Source organism: Chloroflexus islandicus (assembly GCF_001650695.1).
GTDB lineage: Bacteria > Chloroflexota > Chloroflexia > Chloroflexales > Chloroflexaceae > Chloroflexus > Chloroflexus islandicus.
Window position 1 is genome coordinate 61,795 of the sequence record NZ_LWQS01000038.1, and the last position, 24,355, is coordinate 86,149.

The following is a 24,355-nucleotide window of genomic DNA, read 5'->3' on the forward strand; positions in this document are numbered from 1 at the left end:
GCTTCTGCAATATCTGCAATACATGGGGAGGATAGCGACACTTCATGGGTGTTACTGCCGGACTGATAAGCTTACTGGCGGTTGCTGCCGCTTGCTTTCTGCTCAGCCGCGCTGGCATTACCCGGCGCTTAGCGTTGCTCACTACGCTAGCCAGCGGGCTAGCCTTGGTGGGGGTTATCATCGACCCGCTCGAACCGGCGGCGGCGACGCCACTGTACAGCATCGGCGCGATTGCAGTGGTCTTGCCGGCGCCAGTTGACCTCAGCGAACGCACGCTGGCTGGAGGGCTATTGTTCGGCGGAACTATTGGCCTGTTAGGGCTAGCACTCGCTGTCCCCCCCGGCGCCAAAGGCTTTGGCGTCTTGTTTGGCTGGCTCGCATTAGCGCTGGCCGCGGCGCTGCTCAGTTTGGCGATACCGCCGCTCAGCGTGTTGACCCCGCTCAGTTGGGCGCTGGCTGCGCTGGCCGCCCACAGCGCGTTGCTTGCCAGCGGTGTGAGGCCAGCGCCGGGGCGACTTCCCCCGCACCTCATTGCCGGCGCAGTCGCCGTCGTAGCCGTGAGCGGTCTCATTGCGATGATGGCGCTGCTGCCCCCTGATACAACACCTGCGACCGCGCCGGTGCTCTTTGCGTTGATCGGCGCACTGGCCTTCGCCGGAGCACCGCCGTTCGCCGGCACACGCATGAGCTTTGCCCATGCGCCAGCAATGGTTGGCGCGCTCATCGCGGGACTGGTGTTACCAACGATCGGGTTGGGTTTCATTGTGCGGGTTATGCCGCAATTACCGCCATTGCCGGCGCTGGCAGGGCAGGTGTTGGCTGCTGCTGGCGCCATTGGCGCGCTCGGCGCCGCAGTTGGCGCGCTCCGCGCAACGAATGGGCGTGAGGTGGTATTGTGGCAGGGCGCACTGCAAGCCGGGGTGGTCGTGTGCGCGGCAGCGATCAACGATCCACTGGCTGGCTTAGCCGCGCTGGCACTCGTACTGGCCTTGCAGCTCCATGCCATTGCTGGCGGGATCGTGGTCGCAGCTATGATCCAACGCCAGAGCAACGATGCGCTGGATGGATCAGCAGCGCAGGTGGCGTTACCCGTGAGCGGCGTACTCTGGCTCCTCGCCACCGCCACTGCCACCGGCCTCCCGCTCGGATGGAGCTTTTGGGGATGGCGCTGGCTGATCGAAGCGCTCGCCACCCGGCTGGTTTGGGCTATCGCGCCGCTCATCGCCGCTGCCCTGATCGGTCTGGCAGCCGGGTTGCCGCTATTGATCCGGTGCTGGCATGGCCAGACGACGGCGCGCGAACATTGGCCGGAAGGCATGCTTGGGGGCTTGACGCTGGCGCCGCTGGTATTGGCCGGCCTGATCCCATGGTTGGCATGGCCGCTATGGTTGAGCTGGTCATCGTTTGCCCCGCCAGTGCTGCCCGCTGATCCGGTTGCGTGGCCGTTGATTGGCTTCGCTGTGGCCAGCGGCCTTGGTGGGTGGCTATTAGCACGACGAGCTAAGCCGCTCGACCCGCCGCGCAGCACCGGCAACGCCGTGATCCCCACATGGCAGGGAATGGGTGATGGGTTACGCGGGCTGGCTGAGGCCGCCGATGCACGCACCGCGCTGATCGTGCTTGGGCGCGGGATCGATCGGGTAGCAAGCATGTTGCATACCGGCATGATTATCTTCGAGCAACGCTACTATCTCTTTGGCGTGATCGTCGCGCTACTGGCCATCCTCATCTTGATGGCGCAATGAACGTCGCCTTGGCAAGGAATGACGGCCTATGACGTTGGATATCTGGATCATACTGCTCGGCATCTCAGCAGGCGGCATCTTGTTGTCGCGCGACTGGCGGCTGACGGTTGCCTTGTTGCTGCTGAACTATGGGGCGCTAGCCGGTTTGCTGAATGAGCAACCCTTCGTGCGACCCGATCTCGGCCAAGCAGGGCTCAGTTCACTGGCCTTGATCAAACTCATTACTGGCGTCTGCACCACGCTCATTCTTGCGGTCACGGCGCTGACGTTTTCGCGCGATTATGGCCTCGAAGACCTCGATGAGTTTGGGCAAGCCGAGCTCCGCCGCGCCTTGCGCGCCGCAGCCCGCCAACGCTCCGCCGAAACGCTGCGGCTGGTGGATTATGTCTTTCCGTTTTGGTCGGGAGTCGCCGCCTTGGTCGCCAGCATCGTCCTGCCGATCATCTACCCGATTGCGCCCAATCCCAGTCTCGATTTCGCATGGTACTGGCTCGCGCTCAGTGGGGTGCTCACGATGGCCACGGCCAGCGATGTATTAAAAATCGGCTTGGGTATGCTCCTCTGCACCAGCGGGATTGACCTATTGTACAGTGCGGTCATGAGCGCGCCGGCGGCGAGCGGCTTAAAGATCATGCCGCTGCTGCTGCTCAGCGTTGTCCAAATCTTGCTCGCCTTGGCTATCGCCTACCTCGCTGGGCTCGTCTATGGGCGATTGAAAACGCTCGCGATCAGCGAACTCTACCGCGGATAACCATGCTGTACCTGTTACTCATCTTCTTCCCGCTCAGTATGGCCTTTAGCGCCTTTCTGTTGCGCCGGTTGCCCCGCACTGCCATTGCGCTGAGCATCGGGACGCTGATCGTTGAATTGCTGCTCGCCTTGCAAGTCCGGGTTGATGATCCGGTGCGGGTCTTAGGAGTGACGTTGCTCCTCAGTCCGCTCAACCAAATCTTTCTCTTTCTGTTTCTCGGTGTAGCGATCACTACCCTGACCGCAGCGCTCATTGTGCCGCACGGGGAAAACTTTAGCGCTATCGGCTTGCTCACCGTTGGCCAGACGGTCGCAATTCTGGTGATGCAAGACTCGTTTGTGACCGCCTTGGTGCTGGTGGCCATCGGCCTCACCACCGTGCTGGCCATCGTCGATCTGCCTGCCGGGGCCGGAGTCTTGGTCAGCCGGCAAACGCTGGCCACCGCATTGAAGTATCTCGTCTTGATGGTCGTTGCCGGCATCTTGCTCTACATTGCCTACGTTCTTACCGATATCTTTCGTCCGGGCGAACTGCCGGGGCGGATTTCGCCGGCCCGGTTTATCTTAGCCTTGCTGGCCGCCGGATTTGCGTTGCGCATGGCGCTAACGCCGTTCCACTCGTGGCTCGTCGATCTGATATCGTACGCTGGCTCGCTGGCGGCCATCCTCATTATTGCCCTACCGGCGCCGGCTAGTTTGCTCGTGTTTTTGCTGACGCTACAAAGTTTTCCGACGCTGCTCTTCGAGGGCGGGCAAGCGCTCGATGTGCTGCGTATCGGGGCGGCGGTCAGCGCCGTCTTGGCCGGCGCACTGGCGTTGACCGCGATCACGCTGCGCCAGCGTATGGCCTATCTGATCGCAAGCAATTGCGGTATCATATTCTATGGCTTCGCCTCGCTGTCATTAGCCGGTCTGAGCGGCGCGCTGGTGGGTGTGATCAATCTGGCGTTAGCCGTAACCACCGTTCTGATCAGTCTGGCCCTGCTCGAACATCCCAACGAGCGCCTGACCGCAGAATCCCGGAATGACCTCTTCTGGCGCCGGCCAGTGGCAGGCGCTGGCGTCTTAGGTGGCGGGCTAGCCTTGATCGGGTGGTTGCCGTTTCCGGGTGGAACCAGCTCGCTCTTAGTATTACAAGCAGCCGCAGCGATCCATTGGGGCGAATTGCTGATCGTGCTGGCGGCAATGGTCTTAGCGGCGCTGACACTGGTGCAGTTGGCCGTGCAATATCTGATTGGTGCGCGCGACATTCCCTTGGCTGAGGAACCGCCATTGCTTGGCGAAACCGAACTCGATCGCCTGCCACCGCTCCAGCCAGCCAGCGAACCGTTGAGCAGCGTTGCCCTCATCAGTATCTTGCTGGCCGTGATGTTGGCGATCGGCCTCTTCCCGAATGTGCTGTTGCCAACGATCGAAGCGGCAGTGCGCAGTCTGGCTGCGCTGTACGCTGTCTAGCAAAGCAGAGAAAGGAAGCGACAACCGTGATGCTGATAGCCGGATTGATAGCACTGATCATCTATCCGGGAGGCGTATTGGCTATCGGGCTAGGCATCGGCTACCGGTTGCTCACCACCCGCCAATTGCCGGCCAATGGCAGCTTGCTCTTGACCACAGAATGGCTTGGCTGGCTGGCGCTAGCCACGCTGGGACTCGTTGCCGGCGGTCTAGCCAGCTTGCCGTGGCCGTGGCATCCGGCGCCATTGCCGTATGGTTGGTTAGGAGCGTGGGTATTGCTGGAAGCGGCGGCGTGGCTCCCCCTCTGGCCGGCATTGTCGTCCGGCGCGCCTCACCTTGTGCGCGCCGCCGTGCGCGAGGCCCAAATCGGCGTGGCGGGACGGGCCATCGTATGGAGTGTCGCTGCCATCAGCCTGAGCAGCACAGGCGGTTTGAACGGCTGGACGCTCAGCGGCCACCTGCTCGTCTGGCTGGCCGGCCTGTTGAGCCTGCCAGCAGCGATCAACTGGGGGCCATTCGGGCCAGAACCGTCGCTAGGGCCGAAAGGGATCACCGCAGGGTTGCCGGCGCGTCCGGCGGCAGCCTTGACCTTCGCGCGCGATACGGTGGCGGCAGCGCTGATGACCGTTGTTTGGATGGCAGGCTTACCGCGCGAACTGCTGCCGCCGTGGGCCGAACTGTTGATCATCATTGGCGGCAGCGCCATCACAACCCTTACGCTCCAATGGTTGCAAGGCCGGCTGCCGCGCTTAAGCGTGCCAGCAGCGCTCCGCACGCTGCTCATCTGGGCCGGGAGTCTGGCGGTATTGGCCGTAGCAGTGCTAGGATTAGGGCAAAGCGCCTGAATGCCTGCCGCCATCTGCGGCGTGATCCCATCCCAGCACGATGGCGGAAGGGTAAAGCGAAACCGGCTCCCTGCCCAACAAACTGGCCATCCTCGCCACGAGGCGAGCAAGCGCAGCGGCTGCGATCCTGCTATCAGGTTCAGCAACATTGCATATTTTGACGCATAATAGAGAATACATAGCTCATTGCAGCCATCAGCAGCGGGGTTCGGCATCATGACCGATGTCATCGTCGTCGAAGGTCTTACCAAACGTTACGGTCATGTCTCGGTATTGCGCGGCGTCAATCTGCGTGTCGTCGCCGGTGAAGTGTACGGTCTGTTAGGGCCAAACGGGGCCGGCAAATCCACGCTCATCCATCTGCTGCTTGGCTTCTTGCACCCGGATAGCGGGCGCATCCGCGTGCTCGGCAGCGCCAATCTCGAAGCGCAACGCCGCCTGATCGGCTATGTGCCCGAACGCCAGCGCTATCACAGCTACTACACTCCGCGCGAATATCTCACCTTCCTCGGTCGCTTCGACGGAATGCCGGCCACCCAGTTGCGCCAACGCATTACCGAACTGCTCGAACTGACCGGGCTCGCCGCAGTTGCCGATCGCCACCTGCGCACCTTTTCCAAGGGCATGCTCCAGCGTTTCGGCATCGCCCAAGCACTCTTGACCGATCCCGATCTGTTGCTGATCGATGAACCAACCAGCGGGCTCGATCTCGACGGCCAGCAAGAGTTGCTGACCTTGCTCAATGGCGTGCGCCAGCGCGGCCACACCGTCTTGCTCTGCACCCACCGGCTGGCCGAAGTGGAATATCTCTGCGATCGCGCCGGCATTCTAACCGATGGCAAGATTGCGCTCGAACTCAACGTCGCCGAGGTACGGCAATCTGCCGGTAGCATTATCGTACAAACTGGGCCGCTCGATCTGCCGTTGCGCCAGCGGCTGGAAATGATCGGGCGCGAAGTGCAATGCACCGAGCAGGCGGTGTTGATCAGTCCGCATACGCCTGAGTTACAAGCCAAAGTATTACAGACCCTGATCGAAGCCAATGTACCAATCCACGCGCTCGAACCGCAAATGAGCCGGTTAGCGCAGATCTATCTGCGCACCGTGCGCGGCGAGCCGGTCGACAATTTGCTGGTTGGCAACACGACGCCCCTCCGCACTGTGTTGCGCGAAACGTTGCCCCCGCCGCCAACTGACGATATTGACCCGATGTTGAAGCGACTGTTACAGCGCAGCAGTACTCATCCGCCTAGCCAGAGGGATGGCAACCAATGATGCGATCGATAGAGCAAGCTGTCCGGCTCGCCGGGTTTACATTGCTAGAATACCTGCGATCGGGGCGCGTATTGCTGGAGGTGGCAGCCGCTGTCGCCTGCTATGTCGTCTTGTTGCGCCCGACCGGAACCCCGATGAGCGCCGGTTATCTCTTTACGGTGCTTGGTCTGTTTAGCCCGGCTTTGGCGATTGTCACCACCAGCTATATGATCAGCCTTGGCGACCGGCCACAGGGGTACATCGTCTTGGCGCATAATGTCAGCCGGGGAGCGTATCTGATCGGGTTATTCTTCGCCGCCGTCACCGTTGTGCTGGCGATGTATGGGACGCTCTGCATCTTGGTGGCCCTGATCAATCGCGCTACCGATCTCGATCTGACCGGCTGGCTGCTGGCGACACTACCGCTTGTCCTGAACGTTGGACTGGTCGCGGCGCTCACGATTTTGCTCTCGCCGCTCGTGCTGGGAACCGGCTGGCGGCTCTTCGTGCTCGCTTTGGTCGCCATCGCCCTCTCGAGCAACGTGATCGGCGGGCCGGTCATCAACCAGCTCACCGAGATTAATCCCTTGCTGGTTGATGTGCTGCGCGCCATTCAGACAATCCTGAGCGGGCCATTAGTGCCGGTCTTTTACGGGTATCAGTTGAGCATCAGCCGGGCTTTCGCACAGATGGCGGCGTGGTCAAATCTGCTTGCCCAATGCTCGTTGCTGCTGGCGTTTCTTGGCTTGGCCCGCTACGCCTTCAATCAGCGCGATCTGCTGTTTAGCGCGTCGTAGGATCGGCAACCGGCACGAAGGCGATCGCGTCGGCCCAAATGCCCCGTCGCCGATCACCAGCGAGCGTGCCGGTTGCCACTAGCGGCGCGGTGGCCGGATCGAACACATATACCCCTAGATCGGCCCACCAGTTGCGCTCAGCTTCCAGATCAACCGTCACGACTGTTTCGCCATCGCGGTGGCGGATCAGGAAGCGGGCCTCGCGGGAATCATCGTGGCCATTGAGCGCAAACGGCACATACGCCAGCACCCGATAGGCGCCGGCAGCCGGCAATGCCGGCTGCCAGATCGCGAGCCGTGGCGCAGCGAAATCGCTGAAGCGCCACGGACGGGCTGCGCTAGCGGCCAGTTGCGACGGGGCAAACCGCGAGCCGCCGCCGTACCCCATCGCGAGCGATTGCCATTCGCCACTCACGCGAAAACCCGGATCGGTATCGTCAACCACAATCACACCGGGAGGCGGCGACGCGCACGGCGAGGGCATATCGGCCCACAACCACACACTGCGCTGGCCGACCGGATTAGCCGCCCACGGATCGGGATCGGCGCCACACCAGCCATACGGATCGACATCGCGCCCCAGATATTGCACTTGCAAATGGAGGTGCGCGCCGCGCGCGCAACCGGTATCGCCGGCGATTCCGATCACTGCACCGCGGCCAACCGTTTCACCTGCAGTCACGCTGACGCGGGCCAGATGCCAGTAAAGGGTGCGATAACCGTTGCCGTGGTCAATAATCACCGCACCCGCCGGCGTCGGGCAGCCATCGTCAGAAAAACCGGCAAAGACCACCCGGCCCGGCGCGGCGGCCAGCACCCGGTCGGGCGGCCCCATGGCATAATCCCAACCGGTATGGCCATCGTAAGCGAACGAACGATCGGTTTCGGCCCGCCCCCAGAAGGTATGCACTGAACCGTTCTCGCGCAAAAATGGCGCATCGTGATCGAAAAACGACGTGACCGGCATATTCCGTTCGGTAGGACGGGTGAGGAACGGTTCAGACAGCGCCGGCCAGTCGATCGGTTCAAGGCGCGGATCGAGGTCAAACAGCCGCTGATAGGTAGGGGCAACGGCCCAGAGCAACGAGTCAAGCCGGCCCGGCGTGGTCGTTGGGGCAAGCGCGCGGCTCAACACATAACGGCTGAGATCAGTCGAGGCCACCGCTTGCGATCCGTCGGCGAAGGTTAACGGCGGCAGTGCATCAGGCCCAAGCAAAGCGTAATCGCGCAACGCCGCGCGCAACTCGCGGGTTAGCCAGCGCAACTGGTTAAACACGCCGCGCCGGTTGCCGTTCTCACCGCGAAACCCAGCCGCCCAAGCCAATTGCTCGCTGCTCGGCGCGGATGTGCTCAGCACCCCGCTTTGCAACTCCATCAAACTGAGTAGCAAGCGCGGGCTAACGCTGTAGAGATGGCTGAGCGAGACCAGCACATCGGTAAAGGAATGGCTTCGTCCGCCGATAACCATCCGCATCGTGGCGAGCGGACTGTTGCGCGCTTCGAGAAAGGCTTGAATTTCGGGGCCGCTGAAGTTATGGTCGTAACTCAGGCGTTGTGGATCAAAGAGGGGATGGACGGCAGGCGCTGGGGTTGCGGTAGGAACTACGGACGGAGGAACAACCGGTGTTGCACTCGGCACCGGCGTCGCCGGTACCGTGGCGGTAGCGGTGATCTGCCCGCTCACCGCCGGCGTCGCCGGAGGCGGCGGGGTCGGGGTGGCCGGCGGCGGGGGCGGGGCCGCGCATGCACTGAGGATAACGATCACCAACAGTAACAAACGACGCATAGCATACGCAGGATAGCCGAAGGCGGCGAGATGGTCAAGTGAGGTCAGCCTTGCCCGCCATCCAGCGGCTCCCCCTTTCCCGCCATTAGGTGGGAGAGAGGGCCGGGGGATGAGGGAATCAACGCCAAGCCGCCAAGCAAACCAAGACGCAGAGACCCCTAACGCAAAGGAGCAAAGACCGCAGAGGGCGCAGTGGTTTTTTGGTAGAGCCACTATGTCATTGCGAGCCGAGCGGTCGGAATGGCCCCCACCCCTTGCCCCTCCCCCGCTGGGGGAGGGGGCGCTGCCTGCTCCCTCCTCCTTCGGAAGAGGGTTAGGGTCAGGACGGTACCCCCGCTTACCGTCTGTCATTGCGAGCCGAGCGGTCGGAATGGCCCCCACCCCTTGCCCCTCCCCCGCTGGGGGAGGGGTTGGTACCCCTGCTGACCCTGCGCCGAAGCGGGAGATTGCTTCGGTCGGGCGGCCCCAGCCCGGCTGGGGGCCGCCACTCCCTCGCAATGACAACCGGGGGACAACCCCTCACCCTGACAACGAGACCAATCCGCGCTCCTATGGAGTGCGGCAGTATGACTGCCGCACTCCATAGAACGCTCACCTATGTCATTGCGAGCCGAGCGGTCGGAATGGCCCCCACCCCTTGCCCCTCCCCCGCTGGGGGAGGGGTTGGTACCCCTGCTGACCCTGCGCCGAAGCGGGAGATTGCTTCGCCGCCTCCGGCGACGAGCAATGACATAAAATCCCGCGCCCAACTCCCCCGATCACCTATTGACTCCTACCCCCATCGGTTGTATAATGCGCATCCGGTCGAGCCAATCGACCATGTCATTCGCGCCCCCCGTTACGTTCGGGTTACGGGTTTCGCGTTCTGGGAAGGCACACGTAACACGCAACACCGAACGCCGAGCGGAAATCGCTGTCACGGCGACGAACGTCGCCTCGTGTGGAAGACAGCGTCGGGTGGGCTAGTGTGAGGCAGTATGGACGGCGCATACAACATACGCGCGATTCAGCGCTTCCCAAACTGCACACCTGCAAGCCGTGCGCAAGTAGGCCTTGCCTACTAGCCGCGCGAGTGACGCTGCGCGTTCTCGCTTCCCCGGCCACTGCATCAGGTGCAGGGCCTTTTTTCTTTCCCTAACGCTGAATCGCTGATTCCATGGCTGCGCCAGCGCCGATCGTGATCGGTTGGCGCTAGCCATTGCACGCCTGTGATCTGGCCCGTTACACGCGGGGCAGGTCTCGTCTTGCCTTGTTTTCGCTCTGCGGGTCATACCCGCCTCGTATTGCGGAGGAATGTGGTAAGTTGAAGACGCTAACCTTTGCCGACCTGATTGCACAGCAGACCGGCTTTGCCGGTGAGGGCCGCCTGACCGATTTCGTGAGCCGCTACGACGGTGAGCTCTACTTCGGCGATCGTCTCAACTTAAACCGGCTGGCGCGCCAGCATGGCGCACCGCTTGAAGTGGTTTATACGCCCCAAATTACTGCCCAAGTGCAACGCATGATCGGCTGGGCCGAGCAAGCGCGCGCCGCGACCGAATACCCAGCCGCGTTCCACTACGCCTACGCCACCAAAGCCAATTTCGCCGCCGAAGCAGTGCAGACGGCGCTGGCCGCCGGAGCGCACTACGAAACCTCGGCGACGGCAGACCTGATCATTGCCCATGGTCTCTGGCGGCAAGGCATTCTGCCGGCAGACCGGCTGATCTGCTGCAATGGCTCGAAAGAGCCAGCCTACCGCGATGCGATCCGCAACCTGCGTCTCGACGGGTGCGAGACGGTGATCCCGGTGCTCGATGATCTTGATGAGCTGCGCGATCTGATCACCACCCCGGCGCCAATCCAGTTTGGTGTGCGCGAGCGCGCCGCCGGCAACCGCGATGGCCGCCACCCCGGCAATGACCGCTTTGGCTTGACCACCGCCGAGATCGAGCAGGCGGCGGAATTGATTGCCGATAGCCACCATACGCTGGTGCTGTACCATGCCATGATCGGCAGCCAGATCGAAGACGAAGCCCACTTCCTCACGACCCTGCGCGCGTCGATCGAGAACTACTGCCGGTTGCGCCAGCGGGTGCCGACCCTGCGCTACTTCAACTTCGGCGGCGGCATGCCCACCTCTGGCTACCAGTTGACCTTCACGTTTGATTATCAGCGTTTCCTCAGCCGGCTAATGGCGACGATCCGCGACCTTTGCGCTGATTATGGCGTGCCGGCGCCGGAACTGATCGGCGAGTTTGGTCGCTATACCGTTGCCACCCACAGCGCCTATCTGGTTGAGGTTGGCTCGGTCAAAGCGGGGCACGCCGGCCAACCCGATTGGTATCTGGTCAATGGCTCTATGATGGTCATGTTGCCCGACACTCTGTTTGTGAGCGGGCAGGAGTTTGTGATCTTGCCGCTGACCGATTGGGACAAGCCGGTGCGTCCGGTGCGGCTGGCCGGTCGCCGCACCTGCGACAGCGACGACATCTATCCGCGGCCCGAACAGGCGCCGTTGTGGCTGCCGGCCACCGAGGGCGGCCTTGTGCTGGCCATCTTCGGCATTGGCGCCTACCAGCAGATGATTTCGGGGCGCGGCGGCGCGCACCACTGCCTGACCCCCGAAGCGGCCCGGTTTATCGTCGAAGAGCGCGATGGGCGGCTCAGCTCACGGATCACACCCCAACAAGATCAGGCCACCATTATGCGCTTGTTGGGCTACCGGCCACAACCGACCGCCCTCCCGCTGACGCTGCCGTTCCGCCAACCGGTACGTCCGGCGGTGTTGCCGGCCCGGCGCCGGATGCGCGAGCGGGCGCTGTCGGTGTAAGGTATCAGTGTGGGGCGACGCAAGGCGTCGCCCCACGTTCGCGACTGATCTACGCACCGTCACCGGGTTGGCGGTGCAATGCATTGTTGCCGGCATTGCCTTCACCTAGCGCCATTCGCATCGGCTCGGCAAACACCGCCAGCAGCGGGGTTCGCCAGCGCGCCGGCAGCAATTGGCGCCACCCCATGCTCGTCGCGAACTACCTTCAGACCGGCCCCACAATGGTTTAAGGGCAGACAGCACACCTTCCGGAACCCGGCCCTAAGGGGCCGGGCTATCGTTACGAAGCCCGCTGCGCGGGCTGCTGGCTCCCACCAGCCCCTCTCCCACTGGCGCGGGAGAGGGGAGCAGAGAGCCGAGCGTTGAGACATCGCACAGCGATCAACGGTTGCACTCGACCAAACATGCTGTCCGCCCCTCAACCCACAATAGAGGGGCCGGTCTCAGACTTCCTCGCAGGTCTGAGACCAGCCCCTCTGCCATCAATTAGCGCGTCACCAACGGCGCCAATATCACACTCAACTCGAACGCGCCGATGTCACATCGACCACCCTGCGGACGGGAGACGCCGCGCTGGTCGGTAGCGGCGCAGGTAGCGTTGTCACCTGCATTGAACGCCGGACTGCCCGCAGTGAGCGGGAAGTAGGCCGGCGAGCCGGTCAGCGTACCAAGTTGCGGATCCTGCCCGACGATGTTGCCGTTCACGCCGTTGGTCAAACCGCAACCGGCGAACGCGCTCATGATATTGTTGGTGCTTGCGCTACTTAATGTCCCCTCACAATCACCGCCGTTCACGCTATTAGCAAGGATCGTATTTCTAATCGTTGCACTACCGCTGCTGATCCGGACGTTGCCGCCGCCATTGTTTGGGTTGGCGGGATTGCTGGAGAAGGTGCTGTTATTGACTGTCAGCGTACCGCTGCTCCAGATACCGCCTCCCTCGCCTAAAAAACCTTCGGCGCGGTTGTTGGCGAAGGTGCTGTTGGTCACTGTTAATGTGCCGAGGTTTCTGATGCCGCCGCCTTGGCCATTAGTATTGGCGACATTGCGATAGAAGGTAGTGGTATTGACCGTCAGGTTGCCATGGTTCGCAATCCCGCCGCCGTAGGTGGCGTTGTTGGAAGAGAAGTCGCTCGTATTCACCGTTAGTGTGCTGCCGGGATTGTTGTAGATGGCGCCGCCGCTGTTGGCGGCGCTATTGCCAACGAAGACGCTGTTGACGATGGTCAAGGCGCCGCCGGCATTGTCAATGCCGCCGCCGAAGGTCGCGCTGTTGCCGGAGAAGGTGCTGTCAGCGACCGTGAGCGTACCGCTGCTGAAGTTGACAATGCTGCCGCCGCTGCCGGCATTGTTGCCGGAGAAGGTGCAGTTGCTGACTGTCAATGTGCCATTATTAACCACGCCGCCGCCGCTCAATGGGGTGCTTGCATTGGCAATGGTCAAATTGCGTAGCGTCAGGTTGGCGCCGCTGTCCACAATTATCACCCGCACCGCATTATTGCCGCTGATAGTGATGTTCCCGCCGCCATCAATCGTCAATGTTCCCGCGCCGCTCACAATGCTCGGCAGAAACAAGACCAGCGTAATCGTCCCGCTCACGCTGAAGGTGATGGTGTCATTACCGGCGCTCCCTGCGCCGCAATTAGCGTTGGCAGGGGTATTGTTCGCCGCTAGAATCGCTTCGCGCAGCGTGCAGAAGGTATCGTTCGTCGTGTTATCCTCCCGTGAGTTGACCACATACCCCGCTGCGTACACAGGCTGAGCAGGCTGCGGCACGAACAGCATTACCACCAGCAGAGCGATGACCAGACCCCATTGTTTCACACGAACCTCCTTGCATGAACCGATCTTAGTTGGAGCCATCGCCCCACCGCACTTGTTCATCAGAACGGTGACCACCGTAACGTTCCCAGCTTGGCCCGCAAGCGCCGCCAGCGGGGGCCGGTCTGAGACCGGCCCTGCCTCTTACCGAACCACCAACGGCACCAATATCACACTCAGCTCGAACGCGCCGATGTCACATCGACCACCCTGCGGACGGGAGACGCCGCGCTGGTCGGTAGCGGCGCAGGTGCCGTTATTACCCGCGTTGAACGCCGGACTGCCCGCAGTGAGCGGGAAGTAGGCCGGCGAGCCGGTTAGCGTACCGAGTTGCGGATCCTGCCCGACAATGTTGCCGTTCGCGCCGTTGGTCAGGCCGCAGGCGTTGGTATTGTCTTCGATAAGATTGTTGTTGTTGGCGCCGGTCAGCGTCCCCACGCAATCGCCGCCGCTCGCGCTATTGGCAATAATCGTATTCCGCAGTGTCGCGCTGCCGCCGTTGATCCGGATGCCGCCGCCATTCGTGGCGCTATTGCCGGAAAAGGTGCTGTTATTCACCGTCAACGTGCCATTGTTCCAGATGCCGCCGCCGCCGCTAGCGCCGCTGGCGGTGTTGGCAGAGAAGGTGGTGTTGGCAACCGACAAGGTGGCCCCGCCATAGTTGGCAATGCCGCCGCCGCCGTTCACGGCGCTATTGCCAGAGAAGGCGCTATCGCTCACCAACAACGTACCACCAGCAAAATTAGCGATGCCGCCGCCAGCGGCAGCGTTGCCATTCCGCAAGGTAACGCCATCCACGAAGAGCGTGCCGAAGTTGGCGACGCCAGCGCCGTCGCCGCCAATGATGTTCCCGTTGGCAATCGTCAGTTTGCGCAGCGTAAGGTCGGCGCCGCTATTCACCCACATCACCCGCACCGCATTATTACCGCTGATTGTGACATTCCCGCCGCCGTTGATCGTCAGCGCTCCTTGACCGCTGACAATGTTCGGCAGCATCGCGGTGAGCGTGATCGGCCCGCTCACGCTGAAGGTGATGGTGTCGGCAAGACTGCTAGCAGGGCCGCACCCGCTGGAACTGTTGTAGGCGGGATCGTTGTTGGCGGCCAAGATCGCTTCACGCAGCGAGCACAAGCCATCGCCGGCGGTAGTGGTGTCGTTTAGCGTATTGACGACATAACTGGCGGGTTGAAGGGTCAACTCATACGCGCCGATGTCGCAGACCGCGGTGCTGTTCCCGTCACCGTCTTGCGGGCGAGGGAGGCCGTTTTGCGACTGATTGTTGACCGGCGCGGCGGCGCAAGTGGCATTGTCGCCAGCGTCGATCGCCGGACTACCCGCGTTAAGCGGAAAGTAGGCAGGTGAACCGATGAGCGTGCCGAGGTTAGGGTCTTGGCCGATGATGTTGCCGTTCACGCCGTTGGTCAAGCCGCAGGCGTTAGCATTGTTTTCGATGAGATTGTTGTTGTTCGTACCGCTCAGCACACCGATGCAATCACCGCCGCTGGCGCTGTTGGCGATGATCGTGTTCTTGAGCGTCGCGCTGCCGCTCCCAATGAAGATGCCGCCGCCATTCGCGGCGCTATTGCCGGAAAAGGTGCTGTTCACGACCGTCAGCGTGCCAGAAGTGCTGTTATCAATGCCGCCACCATCGATAGCAGCACTGTTGGCGGAGAAGGTGCTGTTCACGACCGTCAGCACGCCGCTACTCGAAATGCCGCCGCCGTTGGCAGTGGCAGCTTCGTTGCCAACGAAGACGCTGTGATTCACCGTTAACGTGCCAAAACTGATGATACCGCCGCCTGAGGAGCCAGCGTTGTTGTTCGTGAACGTGCTGTGCGTGACCGTCAGCGTGCCGCTGCTGGAAATGCCGCCGCCAGTCGTCACGGCGCTGTTGCTCAAAAACAGGCTGTTCGTGATCGTGAGCGTGCCGCCGGCGTTATTGTGGATGCCGCCGCCAAAGTCCAAGGTTGAACTGTTGCTCTCAAACGTGCTGTTACTGATGGTCAGGATACCACCGTTGGAGATGCCGCCGCCACCCAACGCGCTGTTGCCAAAGAAGACGCTATCGGTGACCATTAGCGTACCACCGGGGAAATTGGCGATGCCGCCGCCACCCGACGCGCTATTATTCGAAAAGGTGACGTTGTTCACGGTCAACGTCCCGGAGTTGGCAACGCCTCCGCCACTAAATGCGACACTCGCTTGTGCAATCGTCAGGTTGCGCAGGGTGAGATCGGCGCCGTTGTCCACAATCATCACCCGCACCGCATTATTGCCGCTGATGGTGATATTTCCGCCGCCGGCGATCGTCAGCGTTCCCTGCCCTGCCACAATAGCCGGTAGCGGCGCGCCGAGCGTGATCGTCCCGCTCACGCTGAAGGTGATCGTGTCATTACTGGCGCTCCCGGCGCCGCAGTTGGCGTTAACAGGGGTATTGTTCGCCGCTAGAATCGCTTCGCGCAGCGTGCAGGCGCTGTCGTTGGCAATCGTATCGGCCAGCGCATTGACCACATACCCTGCCGCGTATACAGGTTGAACGTGCTGCCGCGCAAACAGCATCACTATCAGCAGGAGCGCGCCGGCCCAACGCAACCGTTTCATAATGACCTCCGCGAATGTGTGGATGGAACAGCATACCGGACTAGGAAACACGCCAGCACAACTATGCCCAGAGAACCTATGACGCTTGACTTCGATATTGGCAGCGCAATCGTACCCAACGCGAGCGGTTTCGCACCGGCGGCAAAGCCGGGCTAGGGCTGGTTGTGCTGCTCGATGCACCGGCAAGCAAACAACAGCCGGGGATCAGTAGCTTGTGGGATGCGATCACCATGGCGCAATAACGAATCTGCCGATCAGAACGAGACTATCTGCATAGTAACGATCAAGCGTCCTCAAAACGTCCCCGCTGCGGCGAGCACAGCGGAGGTTCAACAGACAACGCTCCCATCAAACTACCGAGCGAGCGGAGGGGTCACAAACGACAACGAGGCATTCTGCGGCGCCGTGGCCTACCACATCTCGAGCTAGACGGTTGGGCATCGGACACAGGCGACGCACTCCCCAAGGCAACACGAGAGCAGACACAAGTTTTTAATGTGACCACTCTACCAAAAGCAATCGGCAAGTGGTACAATGAATAAGCTGCATAGGCAGGCCCTATTGGTGTGCGCATCAGAATCAAACGGGGAGCGTTCCATGAATATTTTGGTGGTTGATGATGACATTCCCAGCGCTAAATTAACCTCGTATCTGCTTGAGGAAGCTGGCTACCGGGTTCTCCGCGCGCACGACGCCACCAGTATTATGCAAGTCATTGAGCAGCACAATCCCGATCTGATCCTGCTCGACATCATGATGCCCAAGATCGATGGCTTTGAAGTCTGCCGGCAGATCAGGCGCAATTCCGATGTGCCGATTATCTTTCTGTCGGCGCGATCGCAACTGCAAGATCGGGTGATGGGGCTGCAAATCGGCGGTGATGACTACTTAGTCAAACCATTTGAGCCATCGGAGTTATTAGCCCGCGTTGAGGCCGTCTTGCGGCGGCGCAACGCTGATATGTTGAATACGTCAACGCGCCTCAGCCAAGGCAATATTACCCTTGATCCGGTCGAGCACAAAGTTATCTTTGCAGATGGCCGTGTGGTCGAATTGACCCCACTTGAATTTCGCCTGCTTTACTATTTGATGAAAAATGCTGGCCGCATTTTGAACGTGACCCAAATCTTGAGTAAAGTCTGGGGTTACGACTACGAAGGCGAGAGCAACCTCGTCGCCGTATACATCCGGCGCTTACGCACGAAAGTAGAAGAGGATCCGGATCATCCCCGCCATGTGATTACGGTACGCAACCTTGGCTACAAGTTTGAACCGTGAACCATGGCATCTCACCGGCCATCATGCGGTCTAATACCGAGCAACTGCAAACTATTATTCGTCGCCTATTGCCGTTGCCGGCACTAGGATTGAGTTGGGCGCTGACCCAATTTGACCTACCGCCACCGGTGCTTTGGGTTCTGATCGGTTATGCAGTTGTCAATATCGGCTTGCTGTTCTGGATCCGTCGCATACCCCTGTTGACCGGGCGGCTGTTGATGGTCGCCGCGATCAGTGATGCCATTGCGCTCGGCTGGTGTATCGCCACCGCCGCCTTAACTCCTGCCATAACTGTTATTCAGGGGATCAGCGCGCTGCGCGCATGGCGCTATCGCTTCTACTCATTGTGGTTAATGCTGATACCGGGGAGCGTTGGTCTGTTGTTCGCGCTTGATATCCCAATAACGGCACTGCCCAATTCTGGCATATTTAGCAACCTCGCCGCATTTGGCAGCTTCCTCATCAGTGCCGTGACTATCGCAACGCTGATCTTGTTTGGCAACCAGCGCAACCTCGCTGCGCGCGAATGGCGCGCGCGTTACGAGCACCTGCGTCACGAGCAGAAGCAACAGGTCGCCAGCCTTGAGGCATCGAACAATGATTTGCGCGATCGGTTGCGCCGGATGGAAGCGCTTGGCGAGAGTTTGCGCGCGATTAGCAGCTCGCTGAGCCTTGATGATGTGTTGCGCCAAATTCTCGACTCGCTGGCTTATATGTTAGGCGTACAGCGGATCGATGATGCAGCTTTGACCCTGATCCAGCGCACTGATCTCGAACACCGCATCCTGCACGCCGATCGCCATGCCACCGATTGGGCAAGCACCCTCGCGCAGGCCGTCATTGCGAGCCAACGCACCATCTTGCTCGACCGTCACGAGATCGAGCAGCGACCAGAATGGGCAGTGCTGGCCCGCCATGGATTTCGCGCTGCGCTCAGCGTTCCCTTGTTCGATCCGGAACAACCGAGCCATGTGCGCGGCGCGTTGAGCGTGGTCAGCCACCAAGAAGAGGCTTTTTCGCTCGCCGAAGAACGCCATCTGACATCGTTCAGCATTCAGGCGATGATCGCTATCCGCAACGCCGAACTGCACGTCCAGTTGAGCCGGCAGCAGGCGATGCTCAGCACGGTGTTGCACGAGATGGCCGATGGCCTGATAGTCTACGACGATCAGGGGGCAGTCTATCTCGACAATGCCATCGCGCGCCGGGCCTTGGCGCAAAGCGCGGCCCACGATGGCACACTAGCCGCCCAATTGGCCAACATCGCGCGCTATCTTCATCAGGCAGGCGATTCGCTCGTCCGGGAAGTGCATAATGACGAGGGTGATGACAAGCAGTATTATCAGATCCACGGCACGCTGGTCAGCCCCTCGCCGGATACGCGCCTTGCTGTGCTGGTGTTGCATGACGTGACCGGCCAGAAGGCGCAAGAACAGCAGCGCCGCGAGTTTATCGCCAAAGTGTCCCACGAATTGCGTAACCCGCTCAACACGCTGCAAGGCTACCTCAAAATCGTGTTGAAACAGAGTGATAGCGTCGGGAAACTCAATGAACGTCAGCGTGAATTTCTGCAAGAAGTTGATAGTAGCGCCCGCCGGCTCGCCAAACGGATCGCCGAATTGATCGACCTGAACCGATCGGAAACTGGTCAGCTCAAGCTGAATCTGGTGCGCACCAATGTGACTGATCTGATCATTGCCACCTGTATGCAGCAGCAACAACAGGTCAAAGAGCGTGATCTCGAATTGGTGTGGGATGTGCCCGATCAGTTGCCTGATATTATGGCTGATGAAGAACGGATTAGCCAAGTCTTAGTGAATCTGATCGAAAACGCAGCGAAAGCGACCTCTGCCGGCGGGAAGATTACTGTCAGCGCCGACTTGCAGCACCCATATATCCATATTCACGTCACTGATACCGGTATCGGCATCCCGACCGAACAATTTGACAAGGTGTTTCGATCGTTCTACAGCGAAGGCAACGGCAGCTCAAAAGGGCCGCATTTAGGACTAGGGTTGGCAATCTGTAAGCAATTTGTTGAAGCACACGGCGGTAATATTTGGATTGCGTACAGCGAGGTTGGCAAAGGAACGCGCTTTTCATTCTCATTGCCGTTACAGCACGAACGCACGTTTGGCGCCAATACTGGTGATCGGGCTATCGCATAGTGAAGACGCTTTCTGACAAAGTCGTCACATTCATCTGACCACAACTATGCTACACTTCGCAACAAGGAGATCGCCAGAAAAAAGAGCAACGTTGCGACGGCTCACCGCACCATCGGTTAAGTTGTTACGGCTTATACTAGCGCCCCATCCCTTAGCCTATCGTGATGTAGGAGTCTGTTAACCACTGCACAACACCGGCTGGAGTCATTGTGAAGATCGCAATTATTGCGCTCCCAACCAAGGATGACAATCATCTCCCGCCGCTCACGATGGCGTATACCGCGGCGGTGCTCGAACAGCGGCGCGCAATTGTGCGCATCTTCGATCGCGCGCTAGATCCGTTGGGCGGTTGGGAAGACATTCAGCGCCGGCTGCAAACCTTTCAACCACAGCGTGTCATTATCGCCGGTGAAGATAGCCATGCGATTGAGCAGGCAGTCTCCCACATCCACCAAACCTATCCCGACATCTTGCCGCTCTTCGCGCATCGCAGCGGCAGTGAGGCATTAGCAGCCACTGCCAGCCTGTTAGCTTGGCTGAATGGCGTCAACACGCTTCCTGCCCAGACTGGCGAAGAATTGCCATACCCGGCCCGTCATTTGCTCTCGCTCGAACATTACGAATTGCGCGCGCCGGGTGGTGAAGTGCAGACGCCGGTGGTGATTGGTTGGCGGATGCATAACCAATGGCAACTGCGCCCGCCCCGCCAGATCTGCCACGAGATTCGCGCTCTAGTCGAAGAAGTTGGCATTCGCCATCTTCTGTTCTGTGAACCAGAGCTTACCATTCATGAACAGTGGCTCGATGAGTTCCTCGATCAGTTGATCAATGCGCATTTCAATATTAAATGGCAAGCTGCCGTCGCCCTTGACCGCCTACGTGAGGATCGGATCCGGCAGTTGGCGCAAGCCGGCTGCGAGGCAATCACGTTTACGCTGGCCGCAACCAGCGTCTTCGACTCAGCCAGCAGCCGTGAACAGGCCCGCAAGTTGATTGCGTATGCCCGCGAGCAAGGCATCTACACGCACGCTACCGTCTTGCTGGAACCACCCTACGAGTCGATTGCCCGCTTGGTGGATGTGGCCGCCACCTTTGGCCTCGACGATGTCTCTTTCAAACTGATGCAAACGTTGCGCGTCGGCGATGAAGAGCAGCAGATCCAGCGCTTTGCCCGTCAGCGCTACCAAGAGGGCCGCACGCGCCAGCGCCTGATTGACCGGTTTGGCCCGGCTTTAGGCGGGTTGCTCTGGCAATTGCGCGTCGAGCATCTAGCCGATGACGAGTAAACTGTGCTTACGCCGCGCAATCGAGCCCAATATCGAGCGCGCGCACCGAATGAGTCAACGCCCCGACTGAGATGTAATCAACCCCAGTCTCGGCAATCGCCCGCACCGTTTGCAGATTGACGCCGCCGCTGGCTTCGGTCTGCGCGCGACCGGCCACCGCCTGCACCGCTGCGCGGAGCTGGTCGAGCGGCATGTTATCGAGCAAGATCAGATCGGCTCCAGCTTCAGCAGCGGTTATCGCAGCAGCGACGCTTTCAACTTCAACCTCGAGCCGCACCATCGGCCCCAGTTGCGCACGCACGCGGGCAATCGCCGCAGCCAGATCAATGCCCTGCGCGGCAAGTATGGCCAGATGGTTATCTTTGAGCATCGCACCGTCATACAGGCCAAACCGGTGATTACGCCCGCCCCCCATGCGCACGGCATACTTTTCGAGCGCGCGTAAACCGGGTGTGGTCTTGCGCGTATCGAGAATCTGGGCCCGCGTGCCGGCCACCGCCGCCACATACTGGGCCGTCAGCGTTGCGATCCCGCTGAGGCGTTGCACCAGATTGAGCGCCACCCGTTCGCCGCTGAGGATGCTGCGGGCCGGGCCGGTTACGATGGCAAGCGTGGCGCCGGCAGCGACTGCAGCGCCATCCGCGGTGTGCAGCAGCACCTTGACGCTGGGATCGAGCTGGCGGAAAACAGCGACGACCACCGGCAAGCCAGCAATCACCCCGGCTTCCCGGGTGACAACGTGAGCGATCATGGGTACTGCCGCCGGAATCGCGGCCAGCGTGGTCAGATCGCCGCTGCCAATATCTTCGGCGAGGGCATGGGCAACAATGGTATCGATGACGTGCAACGGGAGTTCCATACAAGCTCCGTTAAGTATCATGCGGAGGGCACAACCCGCTTAATCGGCGGCCAACGCTGGCGCCGGCGCAATGGCGGCCACAAACGCCGGCGACGTGTCGCGGCCCAAGATGGTATGCTTGCGCCACGCCTCATCGCTCTGCGGGTAATCGAGGCGGAAATGGCCACCGCGGCTCTCGGTGCGCAGCAAGGCCGCAGCGACGATCAACCGCGCCGTCAGGGCGGCATTGACCGCCGTGAGCGCATCAGCATCGGCAGGATCGGCGCTAACCGGCCATGCTGCCAGTTCGGTCAGAGCAGCGCGCAAATTATCACCGTGGCGCAACGGCCCCGCCGCGTGCATGATCGTCGCCAGCGCGGTACGCCAATCAGCCGGCGGCGCCACCGCCGCGGGCGCGACCGGCAACGGATCGGGCGCTGGTACGGCGCGACCACGGTACGATGCTGCCGCTTCGCCGGCCCGGCGACCAAAGACCAAACACTCCAGCAGTGAATTGCTCGCCAGCCGGTTCGCGCCATGCACGCCGGTGCAAGCCACTTCGCCGGCAGCAAACAGGCCGGGCAGATTGGTCGCACCGTTCAGATCGGTGCGCACCCCCCCCATCAGGTAGTGGGCCGCCGGCGCCACCGGGATCGGATCATGCACCGGATCGATCCCATCGGCTCGCAAACGGGCGCAGATGGTGGGGAAGTGATGCTCGATCAGATCAGGCGGCAGATGGGTCAGATCGAGCAGCACATGATCGCACCCTTCCGCCTGCATCGCCGCGACAATCCCGCGCGTCACCACATCGCGCGGAGCCAATTCAGCCCGCGGATCGTAGGCCGGCATAAAGCGGCGGCCGGCTGGCGTATAGAGCAAACCACCTTCGCCGCGAGCCGCTTCGGTGATCAAAAATCCCTGCCCGTCACGGGTGCGATAGACGGTTGGATGGAACTGGACAAACTCCAAATCGGCCACTTCCGCACCGGCGCGATACGCCATCGCGATCCCTTCCCCCAAAGCGGTAGGCTGGTTACTGGTCAGGCCATACAACGCGCCGGCCCCGCCACTAGCCAACACCGTCGCCGCCGCCAGCACCCGCAACCACGCGCCGCTGGCCAACCGCACCAACGCCCCCACCACTCGCTCGCCGGCAGTGAGCAGATCAACCGCCTGCGCCTGCTCGCACACCGTGATGCGTGGCATCGCCCGCACGCGCTCGATCAGCATCTGCGTCACTGCCCAGCCGGTGGCATCGCCAACGTGAACGATGCGCCGGCGCGAATGGCCGCCTTCTAAACCCAACGCAAACCGATCGGCATCACGCTCGAAGGGAACGCCGAGTTCGGCCAATTCCCGCATCAACGCCGGCGCTTCGTGGGCCAACACCGACACCGCCGCTACGTCACACAAACCGGCGCCGGCGGTCAACGTATCGGCGACGTGAATCCCCGGCGAATCGGAAGGATCGAGCGCCGCGGCGATGCCGCCCTGCGCCCACGCCGAATTGCTTTCCGGCAACGAACCACGGGCCAACACCAAGACCTGCGCGCCGCGCGCTGCGGCGGCCAATGCGGCGGTTAGACCAGCCGCGCCGGCGCCAATGACCAAGACATCAACGCGCCGTTCGCGAGCCGGGGGTAGCGATGGTAACGCACTCCGTGGGGCAGAGATAGGTTGCATAGTGAGTCCTCCGGAGACAATGCGGTGCATTGCCACGACTACAACGCCAACATCCGGTCAATCGCGACTCGCGCGCGCGCGGCAATCTCCGGCGGCACGGTGACGGGTTCGCGCAGATCGCGCAAACTATCGCGCACCTTCTCAAGCGTAATCAGCTTCATATAGCGACAACTGATCGACTCATCGACCGGCATAAACTGTTTGTCAGGATGGGCCTTGCGCATGCGATGCAACACACCGATTTCGGTCGCCACCACAAACCGGCTGGCCGGCGAGCGATTGGCATGCGCGATCATGCCCTCGGTGGAAAGAATATAGGTGCCGCGGCTATCAATCGCACCGCGGGCCAGATCATCCATCGCGCTGCTCACACAGCCGCATTCCGGGTGAATCAGAAACTCGGCATCAGGCATCGCCGCCCGCTTCTGCTCGATCATCGCCGGGCGAATCGCCGCGTGAACATGGCATTCGCCAGCCCAAATCTTGAGCGGACGGCCCGTCTTTTGGCGCAGATAGCTGCCGAGGAACATATCCGGCAAGAAGAGGATGGTCTGATCAGCCGGAATCGCATTGATCACCCGCTCGGCATTGCCCGACGTGCAGCAATAGTCGCTCTCGGCCTTAACGGCGGCGCTGGTGTTGACGTAGCTCACCACCACCGCGCCGGGATTGGCCGCCTTCCATGCCCGCAACTGCTCGACCGTAATCGAATCGGCCAATGAACAACCAGCATTGGCATCGGGGATCAGCACCGTGCGCTGCGGGTTGAGAATGGCCGCCGTTTCAGCCATAAAGTAGACGCCGCAGACTACGATCACATCGGCATCGGTGCGCGCCGCAGCCTGCGCCATGCCAAGCGAGTCGCCAACGTAATCGGCGATCTCCTGAATCTCACCATATTCGTAGTTATGAGCCAAAATGATGGCGTTGCGCCGGCGGCGCAAGTCGTTAATCTCGGCTATCAATTCGGCAGCGGTTGCGACGGTCGTTTCGTAGAGCTGGGCGACCATGGGGCGTTCTCCAATTAGTGTTATTATTACACTTTTAACAATTGCGATGAGTATACACCTCTCGCGAGATATTGTCAAGAGGTCACTAAAAAATTTTTTATCCAACTAGGCCCTTTTTCCCCCTTCTCTTTTCATTACTTTCGCTGCACAATGAGAGCGCAGCAACATGCAAGCAGGCTGAGATCAATGCACGGCAACCGAGATCAGGTGATATTGTTAACCA

General features: G+C 60.9%; 17 protein-coding genes. 10 read left to right on the top strand and 7 right to left on the bottom strand.

Features of this window, described 5'->3' with window-relative positions:
* The first annotated feature begins 44 nt into the window (after positions 1-44).
* From A6A03_RS04580 to A6A03_RS04605, 6 genes are all read left to right on the top strand, one after another.
* Entirely contained in the window at positions 45-1,745 is a 1,701-nt protein-coding gene (locus A6A03_RS04580) for a hypothetical protein (RefSeq protein WP_066784042.1), read from the top strand.
* A 28-nt stretch (positions 1,746-1,773) separates the two neighbouring features.
* Positions 1,774-2,496: a hypothetical protein gene (locus tag A6A03_RS04585; RefSeq protein WP_066784050.1), complete on the top strand. Its 723-nt coding sequence runs from the start codon at positions 1,774-1,776 to the stop codon at positions 2,494-2,496.
* Positions 2,497-2,498: 2 nt separating this feature from the next.
* Positions 2,499-3,950: a proton-conducting transporter transmembrane domain-containing protein gene (locus tag A6A03_RS04590; RefSeq protein WP_066784052.1), complete on the top strand. Its 1,452-nt coding sequence runs from the start codon at positions 2,499-2,501 to the stop codon at positions 3,948-3,950.
* Positions 3,951-3,979: 29 nt separating this feature from the next.
* Positions 3,980-4,795 carry a hypothetical protein gene (locus A6A03_RS04595; protein ID WP_066784055.1) on the top strand — a complete coding sequence of 272 codons (816 nt, stop codon included), beginning with the start codon at positions 3,980-3,982 and terminating at the stop codon, positions 4,793-4,795.
* 216 nt (positions 4,796-5,011) lie between these two features.
* Positions 5,012-6,070 (top strand): ABC transporter ATP-binding protein, encoded by a 1,059-nt coding sequence (locus A6A03_RS04600; RefSeq protein WP_066784059.1) that lies wholly within the window; start codon positions 5,012-5,014, stop codon positions 6,068-6,070.
* Complete coding sequence (locus A6A03_RS04605; RefSeq protein ID WP_066784062.1) at positions 6,067-6,846, top strand: hypothetical protein; 780 nt, start codon at positions 6,067-6,069, stop codon at positions 6,844-6,846. The genes A6A03_RS04600 and A6A03_RS04605 overlap by 4 nt, the downstream gene beginning before the upstream one ends.
* Here the strand turns inward: A6A03_RS04605 and A6A03_RS04610 are convergent.
* On the bottom strand, positions 6,833-8,632 hold the full coding sequence (locus tag A6A03_RS04610) for a peptidoglycan DD-metalloendopeptidase family protein (RefSeq protein WP_066784065.1): 1,800 nt from the start codon (positions 8,630-8,632) through the stop codon (positions 6,833-6,835). The genes A6A03_RS04605 and A6A03_RS04610 overlap by 14 nt on opposite strands.
* 1,303 nt (positions 8,633-9,935) lie before the next feature.
* Between A6A03_RS04610 and A6A03_RS04615 the strand changes: the two genes are divergently transcribed.
* Complete coding sequence (locus A6A03_RS04615) at positions 9,936-11,444, top strand: type III PLP-dependent enzyme domain-containing protein (RefSeq protein ID WP_066784068.1); 1,509 nt, start codon at positions 9,936-9,938, stop codon at positions 11,442-11,444.
* Positions 11,445-11,493: 49 nt separating this feature from the next.
* Here the strand turns inward: A6A03_RS04615 and A6A03_RS20290 are convergent, their stop codons facing one another.
* The 3 genes from A6A03_RS20290 to A6A03_RS04625 all read right to left on the bottom strand — a co-directional run bounded on the left by A6A03_RS20290 (position 11,494) and on the right by A6A03_RS04625 (position 15,866).
* Positions 11,494-11,631, bottom strand: coding sequence for a hypothetical protein (locus A6A03_RS20290; RefSeq protein ID WP_156525263.1), 138 nt, complete (start codon positions 11,629-11,631; stop codon positions 11,494-11,496).
* Between the two features lie 299 nt (positions 11,632-11,930).
* Entirely contained in the window at positions 11,931-13,268 is a 1,338-nt protein-coding gene (locus A6A03_RS04620; RefSeq protein WP_066784071.1) for a choice-of-anchor Q domain-containing protein, read from the bottom strand.
* A 141-nt stretch (positions 13,269-13,409) separates the two neighbouring features.
* A complete protein-coding gene (locus A6A03_RS04625) occupies positions 13,410-15,866 on the bottom strand; it encodes a CSLREA domain-containing protein (protein WP_066784073.1) in 2,457 nt (818 codons plus the stop codon).
* Positions 15,867-16,463: 597 nt separating this feature from the next.
* Here A6A03_RS04625 and A6A03_RS04630 point away from each other — a divergent pair.
* The 3 genes from A6A03_RS04630 to A6A03_RS04640 all read left to right on the top strand — a co-directional run bounded on the left by A6A03_RS04630 (position 16,464) and on the right by A6A03_RS04640 (position 20,598).
* Complete coding sequence (locus A6A03_RS04630; protein ID WP_066784076.1) at positions 16,464-17,144, top strand: response regulator transcription factor; 681 nt, start codon at positions 16,464-16,466, stop codon at positions 17,142-17,144.
* On the top strand, positions 17,141-19,312 hold the full coding sequence (locus A6A03_RS04635; protein WP_245668835.1) for an ATP-binding protein: 2,172 nt from the start codon (positions 17,141-17,143) through the stop codon (positions 19,310-19,312). Before A6A03_RS04630 ends, A6A03_RS04635 begins: the two co-directional genes overlap by 4 nt.
* Positions 19,313-19,521: 209 nt before the next feature.
* Positions 19,522-20,598 (top strand): radical SAM protein, encoded by a 1,077-nt coding sequence (locus A6A03_RS04640; RefSeq protein ID WP_066784079.1) that lies wholly within the window; start codon positions 19,522-19,524, stop codon positions 20,596-20,598.
* 7 nt (positions 20,599-20,605) lie between these two features.
* Here the strand turns inward: A6A03_RS04640 and nadC are convergent, their stop codons facing one another.
* Genes nadC through nadA form a run of 3 tightly spaced genes read right to left on the bottom strand, consistent with a single transcriptional unit; the run spans position 20,606 to position 24,132 of the window.
* A complete protein-coding gene (gene nadC, locus A6A03_RS04645; protein WP_066784084.1) occupies positions 20,606-21,457 on the bottom strand; it encodes a carboxylating nicotinate-nucleotide diphosphorylase in 852 nt (283 codons plus the stop codon).
* A 39-nt stretch (positions 21,458-21,496) separates the two neighbouring features.
* Positions 21,497-23,122 (bottom strand): L-aspartate oxidase, encoded by a 1,626-nt coding sequence (gene nadB, locus A6A03_RS04650; protein ID WP_066784087.1) that lies wholly within the window; start codon positions 23,120-23,122, stop codon positions 21,497-21,499.
* Between the two features lie 38 nt (positions 23,123-23,160).
* The gene (nadA, locus tag A6A03_RS04655) at positions 23,161-24,132 is read right to left on the bottom strand and encodes a quinolinate synthase NadA (RefSeq protein ID WP_066784089.1); all 972 of its coding nucleotides are present in this window, start codon (positions 24,130-24,132) and stop codon (positions 23,161-23,163) included.
* Positions 24,133-24,355: the final 223 nt, after the last annotated feature.

Bases quoted from the DNA above. Each gene is read 5' to 3' on its own strand.
- A6A03_RS04580 (WP_066784042.1), top strand. From the start codon at position 45: ATGGGTGTTACTGCCGGACTGATAAGCTTACTGGCGGTTGCTGCCGCT.
- A6A03_RS04585 (WP_066784050.1), top strand. From the start codon at position 1,774: ATGACGTTGGATATCTGGATCATACTGCTCGGCATCTCAGCAGGCGGC.
- A6A03_RS04590 (WP_066784052.1), top strand. From the start codon at position 2,499: ATGCTGTACCTGTTACTCATCTTCTTCCCGCTCAGTATGGCCTTTAGC.
- A6A03_RS04595 (WP_066784055.1), top strand. From the start codon at position 3,980: ATGCTGATAGCCGGATTGATAGCACTGATCATCTATCCGGGAGGCGTA.
- A6A03_RS04600 (WP_066784059.1), top strand. From the start codon at position 5,012: ATGACCGATGTCATCGTCGTCGAAGGTCTTACCAAACGTTACGGTCAT.
- A6A03_RS04605 (WP_066784062.1), top strand. From the start codon at position 6,067: ATGATGCGATCGATAGAGCAAGCTGTCCGGCTCGCCGGGTTTACATTG.
- A6A03_RS04610 (WP_066784065.1), bottom strand. From the start codon at position 8,632: ATGCGTCGTTTGTTACTGTTGGTGATCGTTATCCTCAGTGCATGCGCG.
- A6A03_RS20290 (WP_156525263.1), bottom strand. From the start codon at position 11,631: ATGGGGTGGCGCCAATTGCTGCCGGCGCGCTGGCGAACCCCGCTGCTG.
- A6A03_RS04625 (WP_066784073.1), bottom strand. From the start codon at position 15,866: ATGAAACGGTTGCGTTGGGCCGGCGCGCTCCTGCTGATAGTGATGCTG.
- A6A03_RS04630 (WP_066784076.1), top strand. From the start codon at position 16,464: ATGAATATTTTGGTGGTTGATGATGACATTCCCAGCGCTAAATTAACC.
- nadC (WP_066784084.1), bottom strand. From the start codon at position 21,457: ATGGAACTCCCGTTGCACGTCATCGATACCATTGTTGCCCATGCCCTC.
- nadB (WP_066784087.1), bottom strand. From the start codon at position 23,122: ATGCAACCTATCTCTGCCCCACGGAGTGCGTTACCATCGCTACCCCCG.
- nadA (WP_066784089.1), bottom strand. From the start codon at position 24,132: ATGGTCGCCCAGCTCTACGAAACGACCGTCGCAACCGCTGCCGAATTG.